The sequence below is a fragment of the Nocardioides daejeonensis genome (assembly GCF_003194585.1).
GTDB classification, from domain to species: domain Bacteria; phylum Actinomycetota; class Actinomycetes; order Propionibacteriales; family Nocardioidaceae; genus Nocardioides; species Nocardioides daejeonensis.
The window spans coordinates 53,530-70,565 of sequence record NZ_QHKZ01000005.1; the positions used below are offsets into that span (position 1 = coordinate 53,530).

16 protein-coding genes are annotated in these 17,036 nt (G+C 68.1%); 9 read left to right on the plus strand and 7 right to left on the minus strand.

Annotated features, from left to right (window positions below; all coding sequences use genetic code 11):
• Nucleotides 1–60: 60 nt before the first annotated feature.
• The 3 genes from DNK54_RS13785 to DNK54_RS13795 form a co-directional block, all read right to left on the minus strand.
• Nucleotides 61–1,683 (minus strand): TolB family protein, encoded by a 1,623-nt coding sequence (locus DNK54_RS13785; RefSeq protein WP_110207585.1) that lies wholly within the window; start codon nucleotides 1,681–1,683, stop codon nucleotides 61–63.
• A 64-nt stretch (nucleotides 1,684–1,747) separates the two neighbouring features.
• A complete protein-coding gene (locus tag DNK54_RS13790) occupies nucleotides 1,748–2,533 on the minus strand; it encodes a protein phosphatase 2C domain-containing protein (protein WP_110207586.1) in 786 nt (261 codons plus the stop codon).
• Between the two features lie 16 nt (nucleotides 2,534–2,549).
• Entirely contained in the window at nucleotides 2,550–3,242 is a 693-nt protein-coding gene (locus tag DNK54_RS13795; protein ID WP_110207587.1) for a vWA domain-containing protein, read from the minus strand.
• A 104-nt stretch (nucleotides 3,243–3,346) separates the two neighbouring features.
• On the opposite strand from DNK54_RS13795, the gene DNK54_RS13800 reads away from it, so the two are divergent.
• The 7 genes from DNK54_RS13800 to DNK54_RS13830 all read left to right on the plus strand — a co-directional run bounded on the left by DNK54_RS13800 (nucleotide 3,347) and on the right by DNK54_RS13830 (nucleotide 10,553).
• On the plus strand, nucleotides 3,347–4,645 hold the full coding sequence (locus DNK54_RS13800) for a protein kinase domain-containing protein (RefSeq protein ID WP_162602463.1): 1,299 nt from the start codon (nucleotides 3,347–3,349) through the stop codon (nucleotides 4,643–4,645).
• Nucleotides 4,642–5,862 carry a phosphodiester glycosidase family protein gene (locus DNK54_RS13805; protein ID WP_110207589.1) on the plus strand — a complete coding sequence of 407 codons (1,221 nt, stop codon included), beginning with the start codon at nucleotides 4,642–4,644 and terminating at the stop codon, nucleotides 5,860–5,862. The genes DNK54_RS13800 and DNK54_RS13805 overlap by 4 nt, the downstream gene beginning before the upstream one ends.
• A 116-nt stretch (nucleotides 5,863–5,978) precedes the next feature.
• Nucleotides 5,979–7,421: a fatty acid desaturase gene (locus DNK54_RS21725; protein ID WP_110207879.1), complete on the plus strand. Its 1,443-nt coding sequence runs from the start codon at nucleotides 5,979–5,981 to the stop codon at nucleotides 7,419–7,421.
• Nucleotides 7,421–7,612, plus strand: a complete 192-nt coding sequence (locus DNK54_RS13815; RefSeq protein WP_110207590.1) for a ferredoxin — start codon at nucleotides 7,421–7,423, stop codon at nucleotides 7,610–7,612. Before DNK54_RS21725 ends, DNK54_RS13815 begins: the two co-directional genes overlap by 1 nt.
• A 26-nt stretch (nucleotides 7,613–7,638) precedes the next feature.
• Nucleotides 7,639–8,217, plus strand: coding sequence for a TetR family transcriptional regulator (locus DNK54_RS13820; RefSeq protein WP_110207591.1), 579 nt, complete (start codon nucleotides 7,639–7,641; stop codon nucleotides 8,215–8,217).
• 126 nt (nucleotides 8,218–8,343) lie between these two features.
• The gene (locus DNK54_RS13825; protein ID WP_110207592.1) at nucleotides 8,344–9,561 is read left to right on the plus strand and encodes a M15 family metallopeptidase; all 1,218 of its coding nucleotides are present in this window, start codon (nucleotides 8,344–8,346) and stop codon (nucleotides 9,559–9,561) included.
• A 26-nt stretch (nucleotides 9,562–9,587) separates the two neighbouring features.
• Nucleotides 9,588–10,553 carry an NADPH:quinone oxidoreductase family protein gene (locus DNK54_RS13830; RefSeq protein ID WP_110207593.1) on the plus strand — a complete coding sequence of 322 codons (966 nt, stop codon included), beginning with the start codon at nucleotides 9,588–9,590 and terminating at the stop codon, nucleotides 10,551–10,553.
• 15 nt (nucleotides 10,554–10,568) lie between these two features.
• On the opposite strand, the gene DNK54_RS13835 is transcribed toward DNK54_RS13830, so the two are convergent.
• A complete protein-coding gene (locus DNK54_RS13835) occupies nucleotides 10,569–11,099 on the minus strand; it encodes a CAP domain-containing protein (protein ID WP_110207594.1) in 531 nt (176 codons plus the stop codon).
• A gap of 100 nt (nucleotides 11,100–11,199) precedes the next feature.
• Between DNK54_RS13835 and DNK54_RS13840 the strand changes: the two genes are divergently transcribed.
• Nucleotides 11,200–13,146 (plus strand): M13 family metallopeptidase, encoded by a 1,947-nt coding sequence (locus DNK54_RS13840; RefSeq protein WP_110207595.1) that lies wholly within the window; start codon nucleotides 11,200–11,202, stop codon nucleotides 13,144–13,146.
• Between the two features lie 100 nt (nucleotides 13,147–13,246).
• Entirely contained in the window at nucleotides 13,247–13,546 is a 300-nt protein-coding gene (locus tag DNK54_RS13845) for a DUF2470 domain-containing protein (protein ID WP_110207596.1), read from the plus strand.
• Between the two features lie 13 nt (nucleotides 13,547–13,559).
• Here the strand turns inward: DNK54_RS13845 and DNK54_RS13850 are convergent, their stop codons facing one another.
• The 3 genes from DNK54_RS13850 to DNK54_RS13860 form a co-directional block, all read right to left on the minus strand.
• A complete protein-coding gene (locus tag DNK54_RS13850) occupies nucleotides 13,560–14,153 on the minus strand; it encodes a hypothetical protein (RefSeq protein ID WP_162602464.1) in 594 nt (197 codons plus the stop codon).
• 46 nt (nucleotides 14,154–14,199) lie between these two features.
• A complete protein-coding gene (locus DNK54_RS13855; RefSeq protein ID WP_110207598.1) occupies nucleotides 14,200–14,985 on the minus strand; it encodes a hypothetical protein in 786 nt (261 codons plus the stop codon).
• Nucleotides 14,986–15,172: 187 nt separating this feature from the next.
• Entirely contained in the window at nucleotides 15,173–17,014 is a 1,842-nt protein-coding gene (locus DNK54_RS13860) for a hypothetical protein (protein WP_110207599.1), read from the minus strand.
• Nucleotides 17,015–17,036: the final 22 nt, after the last annotated feature.

Here is a 17,036-nt window from a genome sequence, read left to right on the forward strand (position 1 = left end):
GCCCGCGGCCGAGCCCGCCGACGCCCGGGAGCGGTCAGCAGCGGTATCTGACAGGAGCAGTTACCTGGTGCGCACCACCTGCTTGCGCAGGACCAGGCCGGCGTAGCGGACGGTGACGGCGTACTTGCCGGCCTTGGGGCCGGTCTTCAGGGTGATCCTGTCGCCCTTCGTTGCGACGGCCGTGGTGATCTTCTTCTTGCCGGGGGTCTTGCCCTTGGCCTTCCACACCACGGTGAGCTTCTCGCCAGCGCCGATCCCCGACGTCTTGACCTTGATCTTCTTGGCCTTCTTCACCTGCTTGGGGAGCTTGCCGACCTTCGCGACCATGGCCGGCCAGGAGCCGCTCAGATCACGGACGAAGACCTGGCGCCAGGTGCCTGTCGGGTGCGGGGTGAGATCGCGGGCGTACGACTCGAAGACGACGTGGTGGCCGTCGCCGCTGATGGAGGGGAAGATGCCGCCGAGAGGTTCCTGGGCGCCGTTGCCGCGCACACTGACGCGGACGGTCTGGCCGGTGACCAGGTCGTGGCGGAAGACGTCGGCCTGGCCGTTGGTGTCGCCGGGGACGAGGTTGGTGGACTTGGACTCGAAGACCACGTAGCGACCGTCGCGACTGATGCCGCCGTACTTGCTCTCCACGTCACCGACGACTCCGGCCGACGACTTGCTGACCAGGGTGTGCTGGTCGGTAGCGAGGTCGACGACGAAGACGTCCGCGCGAGTGTTGGTGTCGGCAGGATCGATGTCCGGGTCCTTGGACTGGTAGACCACGTAGCGGCCGTCAGCGCTCATCGAGGCTCTGTCGGCGCCGGCCTGGTTGCCGGCAACCATCCGGGTGGTGTCGGTAGCGCGGTCGCGTAGGAACACGTCGACAGCCAGGTTGTGGGCGCCAGGGGCCACGTCAGCGTCGAGGGACTCGAACAGCACGCGCTGTCCGTCGTTGCTGACCGAGGTGCTCGTCAGGGCGGAACTGCCGATGCCGGAGGCCTTGACGCTGATCAACTCGGTGATGCCTGTGGTCGTGTCATGCAGATACGCCTGACTGACGTCGTCCGTGTCTCCGGGCGCCAGCCCGCCCGCATAGCTGATGAACGAGACGTAGCGGCCGTTGGCGCTCAGGGAAGCGGGGCCGGAGCTGCGGGTGGCGAGCCCGCCGTCGGCGCGGCGGCTGATGAGTGTCGTCGTGCCGGTCAGGGTGTCATGGCGGAAGACGTCGGTCTGCCCGTTCGTGTCGCCGGCGACGAGGTTGGTCGCCGCGGACTCGAAGACGATCCAGCGCCCGTTGGCGCTGATCGCCGGGTCGGTGCTCCTGCCGTTGGCCAACGCGCCGCTCTTGTTGCGCGAGACGGCCACCGTGGTGCCCAGCTTGCGATCCCGCACCATGATCTGCCAGTTCAACGGCACCTGGCCGCGCACGAACGGAGCGGACCCTTCGAACACCACGAAGCGGCCGTTGTCGCTGAGCAGTCGCCTCTCGGTTCCGCGGCCACCGCCGTTGTTTCCGCTTCCGGGGTGCTGCCCGCCGGTGGCCACACTGATCCGGTCGGTGAGCGGCGCCCTGCTTGCCGCTTGCGTGCTGGTGCTGGGCAGGCTGAGCAGGGCCGCGCCCGTGACGGCCGCCGCGGCGAGGGCGAGCGTGCGGGTGGCCGGCCGTGGGGAACGGGCTGCGAGAGAAGACTGCATGTGGGCGACTCCTGGGATGCGAGGTGGTGAACCTCGCACGCTAGGAGCGTGGCTTAAAGGGGGATTAAAGCTGGACCAGGACGGCCATCGTCGTGTCGTCGCCGCCGACGGTGGCCGGCTCCTCCATCCAGCCGGGAAGGCGTTCGGCCAGCCAGGCCACGCCGTGCTCCACGCTGCGCTCCGCCAGTTCCCGGCCGACCTGGCGCCACCAGCCGTCGTGGTCGAGCTGCGGCTTGCCGAATCCGTCGGTGCAGACGTAGCCGACCCGCACCTCGACGGCCGGCAGCACGGTGATGCGCAGTGACCCCAGGGGGTCCGGCTGGCACAGCGACGTCGTGCGCACGCCGTCCAGCAGCTCGTCCTCGGGCAGCGGTCGTTGGGACGTGCCGGCTCGGTCGACCACCACGGCCTCTCCGTCGCCGAGCTGGAGCACGGCGACGACGGTGTCGGTCGCGGCCAGCGCCACCACCGTGCAGCCGTAGCGCAGCCACGTCTCCTCGGTGCCGACAGGATCCTGCCCCTCCGGCCAGGGCTCAGCCACGGCGTCTGCCTCGACCGCAGCACGCCAAGCGCGCACCAGTTCGGGCCCGACGCGGTCGCGGAGCAGCTCGGCTGCGGTCGCCGGGTCGGTCAGCTCCGGCAGGGTCTCGGCGAGCAGGCCGAGGAGCACCTGCGTTGCCAGCGTGGCGCCGGTGCCGCTCCGGGGATGGGCGCGGTGCCCGTGTCCGTCGGCCACGACCGCGACCGCGCCGTACGCGTCGGTGTAGGCCACATGGGCGTCCTGGTTGGGACGGCCATCGCGCAGATGGGTGGAGCCGAGGTGGGAGGCCGAGAGGGCCGACCAGGTCATGGGAGCCGGTTCCGGGTCATGGCAGTGCGCTCCAGATCGGATCGCCGGTCGGAGCGGGGGGCGGCGGCGCGGTCGTCCCGAGGGCGGGCATCGATGCGCCACGGCTGGCGACCTTGGATGCCCAGACGATGTAGTCGACGAGCTGTTCGGGGCTGTCGGCACGGAGCAGCGGGATCTCCTCGTTGCCGATGAAGCGGCGGAGCGAGGAGAGGTCGGCGTCCCGGCCGACGCCGAGCGCGAGCCGGATCGCGGCGGCGCCCCAACGCTGCGACAGGAACTCCTGCAGTCCTTCGGCGAAGTCGACGCCGCTGGTGTTGGTCGGCATCCCGTCGGAGACCAGGATGATCGCTGGCGGGAAACCCCCGCCTGCCTCGTCCAGCCCGGCGACGCCTTCGGCCAGGAGCTTCAAAGCACTGCCGAGCTCGGTGAATCCCTGCGGCACGGCGTCGAGTCGCTGCCAGTGGAACTGCTCGATCGGCGTTGGCTCGGCGACCACCCAGGTGGCCTCGCTGGCGAAGGCCAGCACCCGCACCATCAGCTCCGCGTGCGGGTTGTTGCGCGCCTCGTCGCGAAGGTGCGGGATGACCTCGGAGATCGCGTTGTTGAGCGCCTGGATCCGGCCGCCACGCAACATCGATCCGGACACGTCGAGTACGAAGATGAAGTGCAGTGGCTTGCGGCCCACGGCGCCGCCCAGTCGATCGTTCATCTCCCACCCCGGTCTTCGTGCGGCTGTGACGCCCGCCGAGCATATATCTTGACTGCGGACGCAGGTCCGTTCTGGGGAACAGCGCAGCAAGGGGGTGTCGACGGGTGGCACTGGTCAACGGCACGCCTGTCGACCTCGGTCCCCTCGGGCACGCATGGGTCACCAGCCTGATCGGCCAGGGTGGCCAGGGCTACGTCTACCTGGTGCAGCAGCAGACCGGTCGCCAGCTCGCGCTCAAGTGGTACCGCCCGGAGAGTGCCTCGCTCGACCAGCACCGCGAGATCCAGACGCTGGTGGAGTTCGGTACGCCGCACAACCGGTTCCTCTGGCCGCTCAGCGTGGCGCGGGTACCGGGCGACCCCGGCTTCGGCTACGTGATGGAGCTGCGCGACCGCCGCTACCTCGAGCTGTCGTGGCTCCTGGCCAACCGGCGTCCCGACGGTTCGCCGCTCTCGGTGAGCTTCGCGGCCACGATCAACCTCTGCCGGCAGCTGGCGTTCAGCTTCCTGCAGCTCCATGCCGGCGGGCTCTGCTATCGCGACATCTCCTTCGGCAACGTCTTCTTCGAGCCCGACAGCGGCGACGTGCTCATCTGCGACAACGACAACGTCGGCATCGACAACGGCACCGGGCGGGTGCTGGGCACCCCCTTCTTCATGGCGCCCGAGGTGGTCGCCGACCAGACCTTCCGCACGCTGCCCAACACCGACACAGACCGGCATTCGCTGGCGGTGCTGATGTTCTACGTGCTCTTCATGGGTCATCCGCTGGAGGGCGCGCTGACCGAGGGCGGGCTCCGGGACCAACCCTGGCTGCTGCAGCACTTCGGCACCGATCCGGTCTTCTGCATGGATCCCGAGCGCACGGACAACCGGCCGTCGGCGATCGTGCAGAACTACTGGAACCTCTACCCCGGCTTCCTGCGTGAGCTCTTCGTCGAGGCGTTCGGCCCCGGGCTGCGCGAGCCGAGCCGGCGCGTCACCGAAGGCCAGTGGATCAAGGCGATGGACCGGCTCGCCGACGCCATGGTGCGCTGCGCCTGTGGGACGACGGCGTTCTGGGACGCATCGGAGCCCGCTCGGTTCTGCCGCAACTGCGGTGCTCCCGTCGTGCCGGCGTACGTCGTCAGGATCGGTCGTCGTCGCGTGGCAGTGAGTGAGGTGGCGGCGATCCGCGCAGACCATCTCGTGCCCGGCGGTGATGACCCGCAGGCGTTGGCCACCTTCCACCGGCATCCCCAGGACCCCTATCGCTGGGGGGTGTGCAACCGCACCGGCCAGACCTGGACGGCCACCTATCCGGGTGGCTCATCGGTCACCCTCGGCCCGGGCATGACCACGGACCTCACCGATGGTCTGATGCTGCAGACCCCGGCCGGCCCGATCCAGGTGGCGCGGGGGTGAGCCGTCTCCGCGGGCTCGTGGTGACGTTGGCGGTGCTTCCGGTGTTGGCCGTGGGGAGCATCAGCGGCGCACCGGTCCACGCGGAGCCAGGCGCGTTCGCTCCCGGCGCCACGGCTGGCACCGAAACGGGCGGCGGCGAGCAGACCTCCGATGGCCGCCCCGGCTGGCTGGTGCCGCGCCGACTGGCCAGGCAGGCGCCGCAGGATTCGAAGCGACGTACCTGGAAGGCCGCACGCGGCACCACCTACACCCGGTGGACCCGGCGTGACGGCCGCGGACCGGTGCGCATCCACGTGCTCTCGGTGAACCTGAAGCGCAAGGTGCGCATCGACGCGATCACCCCGCCCCGCGTGGCCCAGCGGCGTACGGTCTCGGCGATGGTGCGGGACTCCCGGGCACTGGCCGGGGTCAACGGCGACTTCTTCGACATCGCTGACACGGGCGCGCCGCTCGGGGTGACGGTCGCCGACGGCCGGCTGCGCAACGCACCGCTCTCCGGGTGGAACTACGCCCTGCAGCGGGTGGGGAAGCGGTGGGAGGTGGCGCCCGTCCAGCCGGTGCTGAAGGTCGCCGGTCGCCCGGATCTCGTCGTCACCAACCTCAACTCCCCGACCATCGCGGCCGGCGGCATCGGCCTCTACACCAAGGTGTGGGGCACCAGCCCGGGTGCCGCGGTGACGACGGGCCAGGAGCGGGTTCGTGAGGTGGTCGTCCGCCAGGGGCGGGTGCGGTCGAACCGGAGACGGCAGGTCTCCGGAGAGCCCGTGCGCGGCCAGGTGCTGATCGGACAGGGCGCCTCCGCCAAGGCGCTCAAGGCGCTCAAGACCGGCACCCGGGTGCGCGTACGTCGCAAGGTCGCGCCGCGTACCGCCTTCGCGATCGGTGGGGACCGGCCCTTGGTGCTGGCCGGGCGTCGGGCGGTGATCGATGACCGGATCATGCATCCGCGGACGGCGGTCGGCATCGACCGGGACCGCCACCGGATGCTCCTCGTGGTCGTCGACGGCAGGAGCGCGGCAAGCCGCGGTCACACGATGGTGGAGCTGGCCGAGCTGATGCTGGAGCTCGGGGCCGACGACGCGCTCAACCTCGATGGCGGTGGCTCCTCGACGCTGGTGGCGCGCAACCGCAAGGGGCGGATGGGCGTGCGCAATGCGCCCTCCGACGGTGCTCAGCGCTCGGTGCCGAACGGGATCGGGGTGTTCGCCCGCCGGTGACGCCCTTCGCTCCGGTTTTACAAACCGATCCCTATTGTCAAGATGCTTGACATCTCCTAGCCTTGTGTAAAGCGGTGCCGATCACATCCGGCGCCGGCGAGCACGAGGAGGCCACGATGGCTGAGGTAGGCACCGGGACCATTCCCGAGGGTTCGACCGAGCAGTGGAAGGACAAGAAGCGCTATCTGTGGCTGATCGGCCTGGTAGTGCCGTCGTTGGCGTTCGTCGCCATCGGCCTGCACGAGTGGACCGGCTGGACCGTCTGGTTCTGGATCGGCCCGGTCGTGGTGCTCGGTGTGGTGCCGGCGATCGACCTGTTCATCGGCCTGGACCGCTCCAACCCGCCGGACGACGTGATCGAGCAGCTCGAGAACGACAAGTACTACCGGTGGATCACCTACTTCTTCCTGCCGATCCAGTACGCCGGCTTCATCGCCGCGTTCTACCTCCTCGCCACGGCTGACTACTCGGTGCTGGCGAAGGTCGGGCTGGCGATCTCGATCGGCTTCGTCGGCGGCATCGGTATCAACACCGCCCACGAGTTGGGTCACAAGAAGGAGAGCCACGAGCGTTGGCTCTCCAAGATCGCCCTGGCACAGGTCGCCTACGGTCACTTCTACATCGAGCACAACCGCGGTCACCACGTGCGGGTCGCCACTCCCGAGGACCCGGCCAGCAGCCGGATGGGCGAGAACTTCTACCAGTTCTGGCCGCGTACGGTCGGTGGCTCGCTGAAGTCGGCCTGGCACCTGGAGAAGAAGCGCTATGCCCGCAAGGGGCAGCACCCGTTCCGTCTCGGCAACGACGTGCTCAACGCCTGGATCATGACCGCGGTGCTGTGGGGCGGCCTGATCGCCTGGCTCGGCGTCGGGATCCTGCCGTACCTGATCCTGCAGGCGGTGATGGGCTTCTCGCTCCTCGAGGTCGTGAACTACATGGAGCACTACGGCATGCTGCGGCAGAAGGTCGGCCGCGCGGGCAAGGAGCGCTACGAGCGGGTGCTCCCGTCGCACTCGTGGAACTCCAACAACATCGCCACCAACGTGCTGCTCTACCACCTGCAGCGGCACAGCGACCACCACGCCAACCCGACCCGGCGCTACCAGACGCTGCGGGACTTCGAGGAGTCCCCGGTGCTGCCCACCGGCTACGCCGGCATGATCGTGCTCGCCCTGTTCCCGCCCCTGTGGCGGCGAGTGATGGACCCGCGGGTGATCGCGCACTACGACGGGGACCTGACGAAGGCCAACATCACTCCGCGCAAGCGCGACAAGATCCTCGCCAAGTACGGCGTCGCCATGAGCGCCGAGGCAGCGTCGGCTGCTGCCCGTGAAGACGCGGCCGCCGCTGCTGCGGCCGCGGCGCTCGCGCAGGTCGACGAGGTGTTGGCGGCGAAGTGTCCCGGGTGTGAGTACGTCTACGAGGTGGCCGCCGGCAACGAGCTGGAGGGCTTCGCGGCCGGTACGGCGTGGGCCGACATCCCCGACGACTGGTGCTGTCCCGACTGCGGGGTGCGCGAGAAGGTCGACTTCGTGCCGGTCGCTCCGGCGGTGGCCTGATGAGGATCACCGTCGACCGTGACAAGTGCGAGGGGCTGGGGATGTGCCAGTCGATGGCCGATGACTACTTCGAGCTCGATGACGACGACGAGCTGACGATCCTCGACGACACGCCGGCCGAGGCGGATCGGGCGCACGTCTTCGCCGCCGTGCAGTCCTGCCCCGTCCTCGCCCTCACCCTCGAGGGGTGATCCCCACGGCGCCTAGACTTGGGACCATGGTCGCCGAGCACCTGGACATCCCGCTGACGCTGCGCGACCGAATCGTCGCGGCTGCCTCGGAGATGACCACCACCTCAGGGTGGGCCTCGGTGACCATGGCCAAGTTGGCGGACGTGGTCGGCGTCAGCCGGCAGACCGTCTACAACGAGGTCGGTGGCAAGCCGGCATTGGCCGAGGCCATGGTGATGGACGAGCTCGCTCGCTTCCTCGAAGTGGTCAATCAGGCCTTCGACAAGCACGACGACCTGGTGTTGGCCATCCGCGACGCGGCCTGCTCGGTGCTCGAGTTCGCCGACGACAACACCCTGCTCCATGCGATCGTGTCTGCCACGCATGGTGCTGACACCGAGCTGCTGCCGCTGCTGACCACCAACTCCCAGTCGCTGCTCTCGGTCGCCAAGGTGGTGCTGTTGGAGCGGGTGCAGGGCCGAGAGACCGGCTTGGACCTACGGCAGCTCGAGATTGCGATCGACATGGTGGTGCGCGTGGTGCTCAGCCATGTCATGCAGCCCTCCGCCACTCCGGCGGAGACCGCCGACGGGATCGCCTGGATGGCCTCGCGCGTCCTCGGCTGACCCTCGACACCGGTGGTCGAGCCCTTCGACAGGCTCAGGAACCACCTGTCGAGCCCCGTCCCGCCGAGAACCCTGCGGCCCAAGCCGGAGCGACATATCCTCTCCCGCAGGGGTGAGGGAGGAACCATGGGGAGTCGACGACGTACACGTGCGGTGGCGGCAGGTGCGTTGTGCCTGGCCACGCTGCTCGCCTCCTGTGGCGATGCAGGCAAGGACGAGGGCAAGACCTCGGAGCGTCCCACCACGCCGGCGGCCTCTCCTGCAGCCTCATCGACGCTCACCCCGGCAGACCCCGACCACGCCGTCGATCCGCCGGGCCCGCTCACCGAGGCACTGCGCTCGGCAGACATCCTGCTGGTGGGCCTGGAGAAGGCGCCGCTGGAGCCGGGGCTGGTCGCCCAGGTCAGGAAGCTCAAGGGCGTGCAGGCGACTGAGCTCTTCGATCTCGGCAACGTGGCGATCGAGAACCGGGTGCTCAACGTCGCAGCGGTGGACCCGGGTGGCTACCGACGTTTCACCCAGGCCGCGCAGGCGGAGGACCTGTGGTCCCGCGTGGCAGGTGGTGAGCTGGCGATCGGGCAGAAGCTCGCCGACAAGATCCAGGACGACGAGTCGTTCGTGAAGCTCGGCAACGACAAGGATGCGCCTCGGGTCCACGTCGGCGCGTACGCCGACCAGGTGCTCACGATCGACATGGTGGTCAACCGTGCCTGGGGCCAGGAGCTCGGGATCGTGCGGGACAACGCGATGCTGATCTCGACAGGTGCGGCCTCCCCGCAAGCGGTACGCAAGCGTCTCGACAAGGTGGTCGGCAAGACCGCGGCGATCCAGATGATCGACGTGGTCGCCCGCTACGGCATCGACCCGGATGCCACCCAGACGGCGTACCTCACCGGTGGCTCGGTGGCGCAGGCCGTCGGCTCCTTCTCCTACCGTGTCCTCGGCGGTGGCCGGATTGCCCCTGACCCGGCCTGGGTCAAAGCCAACATCCGTACCGAGGCGGTACCGATCCTCGGCAACGTGACCTGCCATCGGGTGGTGATCCCGCAGCTGCGTGCGGCGCTGCTCGAAGTCGTGCAGCGCGGCCTGGCCGACCGGATCCATCCGGGCGAGTACGCCGGCTGCTACTACCCTCGCTTCATCGCCGGCAGCAGCTCTCTCTCCTTGCACTCCTTCGGTATCGCGCTCGATCTCAACGTGCCCGGCAACCAGCGCGGCACCGTCGGCGAGATGGACCGCACCGTCGTCTCCATCTTCAAGAAGTGGGGTTTCGCCTGGGGCGGCGACTGGAAGTGGACCGACCCCATGCACTTCGAGATGAACGCCCTGGTCGATCCGCGCTAGTACGGCGGTCACGCTAGGGTCGCGACATGCGTGCTGTGCAGGTGACCCGTCTCGACGGACCCCAAGCCCTGGAGATCAACGACGTCGCGGCCCCGCAGCCGGCGGCCCATGAGGTGCTCATCGACGTGCATCGCGTCGGTATCTCCTTTCCTGACCTGCTGCTGAGCCGCGGGCAGTACCAGCTCAAGCCGGAGCTCCCCTTCACGCCGGGCGTCGACATCGCCGGCACCGTTGCCGCCGACGGCAATGGCTTCACGGCGGGGCAGCGAGTGGCCGCGGTCGTGCCTTACGGCGGCGGCGCCGAGCAGGTCGCGGTGCCGGCCATGTTCACCTTCCCGCTGCCGGACCGGCTCGACTACGAGCAGGGTGCGGCGCTGCCGATGAACTATCTGACGGCAGAGTTCGCGCTCGCCGAGCGGGCCGGGCTGCGCTCCGGAGAGACAGTGCTCGTGCACGGCGCCGCGGGTGGCGTCGGCACCGCGACGCTGCAGGTGGCCAAGGGGCTGGGTGCCACCACCATCGGTGTGGTCTCGACCGAGGAGAAGGCCGAGTTCGCGCGAGCAGCCGGTGCGGACCACACCGTGCTGGTCGACGGCTTCAAGGACCGGGTCAAGGAGCTCACGGGCGGCCAGGGCGTCGACGTCGTCCTCGACGTGGTGGGCGGTGACATCTTCACCGACTCCCTGCGCTGCCTCGGCTCGCAGGGTCGGCTGCTGGTCGTCGGGTTTGCGGCCGGCCAGGGCATCCCCGAGGTCAAGGTCAACCGCCTGCTGCTCAACAACACGGACGTCCGTGGCGTCGGCTGGGGAGAGTACGCGATGAAGCGCCCTGGCTACATGCAGGAGCAGTGGCAGCGTCTGCTCCCGCTCATGGAGGACGGCACCATCACGCCGCCGGTGGGCAAGGTCTACCCGCTCGAGCAGTTCGGTCAGGCCCTGATCGACATGGACAACCGGCTCACGCTCGGCAAGTCCGTCATCGCCGTTCGGTAGCGCCTTGCGGGCGGCTCACTTGTGCCCGAAGTCCTGCGTGGCCCAGTGCGTGCCGCCCTTCACCACCACGCCGACGCCGAGGTGCCGGTAGCTGCAGTTCAAGATGTTGCGACGATGGCCCGGGCTCTTCATCCAGGCGTTCACCAGGGCCTTCGGCGTCGGATAGCCGAAGGCGATGTTCTCGGCGACGCCGCGCCAGTTGCGATAGCCCGCGCGGGTGATCCGGGCGCCGAGGCTGGCCTCGCCGGGGAGTTGGTGGCTGAGCTTCCCGGCGGCCACCATCGCCTTGGTGTGGTTGCGTGCGGCCTTGCGCAGGTGCGACTCGGCCCGGAGAGCGCGGCAGCCGTGCTTCGCGCGCGCCTTGTTGGTGCGCTTGAGCACCTTGTGCTCGAAGGAGCTCCAGCCCGCCGGCCGGGCCACCGGCCGCGGTGCGACCGCATCGACCGCCATGGCACCGGCAGACGGCGCCGCGGAGACGGCGGCATGAGGCAGCGTTGCCATGGCGAGGAGCAACGACAGTAGAACCGACCAGCGTCTGATCTCCATGACTCAATCTCGCGCAGGCCCCGGGTGCCTTGCAAGAGCCGACCGGACAATTCGGCCGAGCAGGGTCCACGCTCTGGAGTCAGCCGCTAAGGTCGCCATCGTGAGCATCCTTGACGACGCGCGCCCCGGCATGGACCAGGGCATCCGCCCCCAGGACGACCTGTTCGGTCACGTCAACGGCCGCTGGCTCGACGAGACCGAGATCCCGAGCGACCGCTCCAGCTGGGGCCCGTTCGTGCAGTTGGCCGACGTCGCGGAGGAGCAGGTGCGCGACATCATTCAGGAGGTAGCCGCGAACCCGGAGGGAGAAGGCGCTGGCCCCGATGCGGGTCGGATCGCAGCGCTCTACGCCTCCTTCATGGACACCGCGACCATCGACCGGCGTGGCATCGCCCCGGTCCGCCCACTCCTCAGCGCAGTCGCGGCGCTGCGTGACCACCGCGACCTTGCGGCGTTCCTCGGCGAGTTCGAGCGGGTCGGCGGGGTCGGCCTCTTCGGCTCGTACGTCGACACCGACGATCGCCAGTCCGACCGCTACCTCTTCCACATCACGCAGGGTGGTCTAGGCCTCCCGGACGAGTCCTACTACCGCGAGGAGAAGTTCGCGGAGATCCGGACGAAGTACGTCGACTACCTGACTCGCCTCTTCGTGCTGGGTGGTCACGGCGACCCGGCCGGTGCGGCGCAGGCTGTGCTCGAGCTCGACACCCAGCTGGCCGCCGGCCATTGGGAGCGGGCCGAGACGCGCGACGTGCAGAAGACCTACAACCTGCTCACTCGGGCGGAGCTGGAAGAGCTTGCGCCTGCCTTCGACTGGCATGTCTACACGCGCAACCTCGGCGGTGACGACGCCACGATCGCCGAGAGCTGCGTGCGCCAGCCGTCCTACCTCGCCCACCTGTCGACGGTGCTCACCGAGACGCCGATGGACCAGTGGCGTGACTGGCTGACCAGTAGGGTCCTGCGCTCGGCTGCGCCGTACCTCCACGACGACTTCGTGCAGACCAACTTCGACTTCTACGGCCGCACGCTCAACGGTACGCCGGAGCTCCGGGCCCGTTGGAAGCGTGCCGTCGCGTTCGTCGAGGGCGCGGTCGGTGAGGCGGTCGGCGCCGAGTACGTCGCCCGGCACTTCCCGCCGCGCTCGAAGGAGTTGATGGACGAGCTCGTCGCGAACCTGCTTGCCGCCTATCGCCAGTCGATCGAGGCGCTGGACTGGATGACCGAGGAGACCAAGCAGCGGGCTTACGAGAAGCTGGCCACCTTCCGGCCCAAGATCGGCTACCCGGAGAAGTTCCGGGACTACTCGGCGCTCAAGGTGAGCAGCGACGACCTGCTCGGCAACGTGGCGGCCGCAGCGGCCTTCGAGACCGACCGCCAGCTCGCCAAGATCGGGGCTCCGGTCGACCGCGACGAGTGGTTCATGCTGCCGCAGACGGTCAACGCCTACTACAACCCCGGTACCAACGAGATCTGCTTCCCGGCCGGGATCCTGCAGAAGCCCTTCTTCTCGCCCGACGCCGACCCGGCGGAGAACTACGGCGGCATCGGCGCGGTGATCGGTCACGAGATCGGTCATGGCTTCGATGACCAGGGCGCCCAGTACGACGGCACCGGGACCCTCAACGACTGGTGGACAGCCGACGACAAGGCCGCCTTCGAGCTCAAGTCGAAGGCACTCATCGAGCAGTACGACGGCTTCTCGCCGCGGAGTCTGCCCGGAGAGTTCGTCAACGGTGCTCTGACGGTGGGTGAGAACATCGGCGACCTGGGTGGTCTCACCATCGGCCACACGGCGTACCGGATCTTCCTAGGCCGTGAGCCGTCGGCCGAAGAGTCCCAGCGGCTCTTCATGAACTGGGCCTACTGCTGGCGCACCAAGCGGCGCAAGGAGCAGGAGCAGCAGTACCTCACCATCGACCCGCACTCGCCGCCGGAGTTCCGGGCCAACATCGTGCGCAACCTCGACGAGTTCCACGCCGCGTTCGAGACGGCGCCCGGTGACGGGCTCTGGCTCGACCCCGCTGACCGCGTCCGGATCTGGTGATCCGGTGGTCGAGCCCTTCGACAGGCTCAGGAACCACTTGTCGAGACCTGGTGGTTGAGCAGCGAGTCCGACCGAAGGAGCTGCGCGCGATGATGTGCGCATGACGACATTCCCCGCCGATGTGGTGCAGGCCGTCCTCGCCCACATGAACGACGACCACACCGACGACAACCTGCTGATCGTGCGCGCCTTCGGAGCCCCCGAGGCGACGGCAGCGACGATGACCGGACTGGACGGAGAAGCAGGCGTTTTCGCCGTCTCCGAGCCCAGCGGCGTGCGCGAGCTGCGAGTTCCGTGGCCCGGCGGGCGGATCACGGAACGTCCTGAGATCCGCCGCGAGGTAGTCGTGCTCTACGAGCAGGCATGCGCGGCGCTGGGAGTGGAGCCACGCCAGCACTGACGCTCGTCGCCAGCTAGACGTCGGGGTCGCAATCCTCCGGCTCGGTCTCGGTGCCGCAAGCGATCATTCGGTAGTCGGCCTTGAGCGTGTAACTGCCCTCGTCGGTGTGGTAGTCGATGTAGTAACTGTCGATGGCTGCGCCTCGTTCATCGACGTCCATCACGGTGATGAACTGCTGGATGTTCTTGGTCGGCACCTTCGAGCAAGGATTGGTTATCTCGACTCCAGCCACGTCGCCCACAACGCGCCCGGGCACGCCTTGCGGATGCCCGTCGCGCAGTTCCTCGGGAGGTCCGATCGCATTGCCGAAACTGAGCCGGGAGTTCTTGGCGATGAAGGAGACGGTGCGAACGCTGACCGGCTCCACCGAGAAGTCATAGCGGATGGCGTCGATGACAGCAGGACCATTGCCAGCGACGCACGGTTCGGCCGCGGCCCAGGACGCGGTCCAGTGCTTCTGCTTGGGGGCATAGATGGAACTAGTGATTCCCTCGGGCGACTTCAGCACGCCGCCGCCGTTTCTGTGGACGCCCGTGGTATCTCTACCGGGCTCGCTGGGACATCCCGAGACCGCCATCAGGAGCGGGGCGACGAGGAGGAGAAGCACGCGACTGCTCGTCACCATGGCATCGGGGTCATCCGCTCAAGACTTCTCAATGGAGACGCCCCATTTCTGAAGTACATCGAGGATGTCGGGGGACGTACCCAGTGCCTCCCTTGACTACCGAGAACGCGGTGGAGCAAGCGGCTCCCGCGGAGCCGACGTTGTGTCGCATCTGAACTCCCCCGGTCCAAGGCGCTTGGCTATCGCCGCGGTCGGTCCAATTCTCAGGGGGTGCCTCGGTGAGCCGAAATGGTACCTCAAGCAACCGCGCGATCTGGGTTCTGAATTCCTGGACGAGATCCGCTGGATGCCTCGAAAGATTCAGGACCTTGATATCGATGAATTCGCTATGGGCGGGAAGTCCAAAGGAGGCGATTTCAATCGGAAGGCTGACCTTGGCAGCCGTGAGCGGCGCAATCGCCGCCTCGTATTGATGCCGGTCGATCTCGGCCTTTGAGACGGTCACTGCCATGCCGGCTACCAATTGCCCGTCAAAGGTCTTCAACTCTGACATCGCCGCCGATGCGCCAACCAGTCTGATCTGCTGCTTTTCCCAATCGACCGATGCCCAGAGGTCTGCACCAAACTTAGCGATCATTGTCTGCAGGAAGGCGTCGACACGCACCTGCGTCTGATGCTGGTCGGCGGTTACGTCCTCGGGTAGCTCGCCTGGATCGTCCGGGTCGTCGGACAACTCAACCCTCGGGCCGGGCACGGATTGAGAGAGAAGGTCGGCCTCGTCGTCGGCGGTACTGGGATGCGCATGAAGAACGGCGAAGAGACAGGCGAGGCCGGCGAGTGAGATCAGGGCGGGTTTGAGTCCGATCCGGGTCATGGCAACGATGCTCCGTCGGTCCACGCGGGCCAGCAATGGGTACGGGTGGTCTGGGCGGAGAAATAGGCAGAAGTTGTCACCTACGTGACAACTTCTGCCTCGGGATGCGCTGCTAGGCGGGTGTGGAAGTTACCAACGCAGGGGGCGCCGTACTCACTGGGAGTACGACGCCCCGAACGTCCCGCGATCAGCGCTTCTTGGCCTTCTTCTTGGGCTTGATCTTCACCATTGCGGAGACCTCGCCCTGCACGACCTCACCGGGCCGCCAGACCGAGGCAGAGGTCTTTTCGCCACGCGCCGTCATCGTGGTGAGGGAGAGGTCGACCGTGTCCTGCTTCGGTGTCGCCTTCATCGTGGCCAACAGTTCGTCCAGGCTTTCGGGCTGCCCCCCGTCGGCGTCCTCGGGCATGAAGAAGAAGTCCTCGAAGTCCCAGAACGAGGCACCGTTGCCGACGATCGACAGCATGCCGCGCTTGGTCGCCTTCGCCGGCACCTTGAAGGTGAACGTGCGGCTGACCGGACTGACCGCGGCGCGGCGGCTCTCCCGCTGCAACTGCACGCGCACCTTGATCTTCGATCCGGCCTTCGCGGTGATCCGGCCGAACTCGTTCAGCGTCTGCCAGGTGCCGCCGGACCGGGTCTCGACCTTCCCGATGCGGTAGGCGCGGTAGCTGCGGCTGACGTCCTGACGGATCGCGACATCGGTGAAGGTCACGTCTTCGAAGCCGTTGTCGAGGATCGCTTGGACGTCGCCGGCTACGTCGTTCGGCACCTCGTCCGGGATGCTCTCGGCGCTGGCGTAGCGCTGCGAGCGCGTGAAGGTCTGGCTGCTGCCGTCCTCACGGGTGAAGGTGATCTCCCAGCTGACCGCAGCGGTGCCGGCGGCGCTCTCGTCCAGCGTGAGGGCGGCGTCGCGGTAGGTCTGGTTGCCGATCACGAAGGCGAGTGCGTCCGGCTCGGAGACGACCGTCTCGGTGGTGCGGCCCTTGGGTCCGGTCGAGGTGACCGTCACCGTCGTTCCTGCGGGCACTGCGCCGAGGCGACCGGTGATGCCGTTGAGCCGATCGTGCAGCAGGGTGCCGACCGGTGCCCCGAGGTTGGCCATCTTGTAGGAGATCGCACCGTCCGCCATGATCGTGGCCGTCGACGCGCCGTGGATCGTGGCACCCGTCGGTCGCCACTCGTTGGAGTGGCCGTACCCGATCACCACGTCGTCACACACCGCGCTGGCAGTGCCGACCGAGTAGATCGCCATCGATCCATGGCTGACCGCGACCGCAACATTGCCACCCGGGACCACGGGTATCATCTCGTCTTGCGTGCTGGTTCCGCCGGCGAGCCGGGGCACCGCTACGCCCGCCTTGCGCGCGATCGCGGCAACCATCGTCGGCGGCACCCCGCGCAGGCCGCTGACGGCGGTCGGCGTGGTGAGGCGGGTGAGGTCCGCCGAGGCGGCCCGTGCAGGTACGCCGGCACGTCGCAGCATGGCGCGCTCGCTCTTGTCGAGCACGATCCGGCGCGCGGCCGGAGCTGTGGTCTCCTCAAGCAGGTCATAGAGATCCGCCGCTGGGGTGACTCCGGCGACCGCAGAACCGGAGATCTGAGTGAAGGCATAGGAGACGGAGCCGATCAGTCGGCCGTCTGTTGCATAGAGCGGTGAGCCGGAGATGCCCTGCCAGATCCCGGCGTCGACGGTGCCGTCCGGGCGAGTGATCCGCGAGCCGGAGAGCTCGAAGAGGAAGAGGTCGCCGGTCGGGTCCTCGACCGTGCCGAGGTAGCGGCCGTCGAACGCCTCGGGAGTCACCTTGGAGGGCGTGGCCGGGCCGCCGGGGTAGTAGCCGGCCGTGGTGAGCCCGGTGGCGGCCATCCCATCGGTCAGGTCGGTGGCCGGGAACGGCGCCGGGCAGGCGACAGAATCGCCGGGAGCGGCACTCGCCACCGTGCTGTGGCTGAGTGGGACGAGTGCGGCACCGCAGAGGAGTCCTGCCGTGCCGAGCGAGGTGAGGAGCCGGCTTCGTCGACGGTTCACGATGTCTTCCTTCCGAGGTCGT

Bases quoted from the DNA above. Each gene is read 5' to 3' on its own strand.
- DNK54_RS13785 (WP_110207585.1), bottom strand. From the start codon at position 1,683: ATGCAGTCTTCTCTCGCAGCCCGTTCCCCACGGCCGGCCACCCGCACG.
- DNK54_RS13790 (WP_110207586.1), bottom strand. From the start codon at position 2,533: ATGACCTGGTCGGCCCTCTCGGCCTCCCACCTCGGCTCCACCCATCTG.
- DNK54_RS13795 (WP_110207587.1), bottom strand. From the start codon at position 3,242: ATGAACGATCGACTGGGCGGCGCCGTGGGCCGCAAGCCACTGCACTTC.
- DNK54_RS21725 (WP_110207879.1), top strand. From the start codon at position 5,979: ATGGCTGAGGTAGGCACCGGGACCATTCCCGAGGGTTCGACCGAGCAG.
- DNK54_RS13815 (WP_110207590.1), top strand. From the start codon at position 7,421: ATGAGGATCACCGTCGACCGTGACAAGTGCGAGGGGCTGGGGATGTGC.
- DNK54_RS13820 (WP_110207591.1), top strand. From the start codon at position 7,639: ATGGTCGCCGAGCACCTGGACATCCCGCTGACGCTGCGCGACCGAATC.
- DNK54_RS13825 (WP_110207592.1), top strand. From the start codon at position 8,344: ATGGGGAGTCGACGACGTACACGTGCGGTGGCGGCAGGTGCGTTGTGC.
- DNK54_RS13830 (WP_110207593.1), top strand. From the start codon at position 9,588: ATGCGTGCTGTGCAGGTGACCCGTCTCGACGGACCCCAAGCCCTGGAG.
- DNK54_RS13835 (WP_110207594.1), bottom strand. From the start codon at position 11,099: ATGGAGATCAGACGCTGGTCGGTTCTACTGTCGTTGCTCCTCGCCATG.
- DNK54_RS13845 (WP_110207596.1), top strand. From the start codon at position 13,247: ATGACGACATTCCCCGCCGATGTGGTGCAGGCCGTCCTCGCCCACATG.
- DNK54_RS13855 (WP_110207598.1), bottom strand. From the start codon at position 14,985: ATGACCCGGATCGGACTCAAACCCGCCCTGATCTCACTCGCCGGCCTC.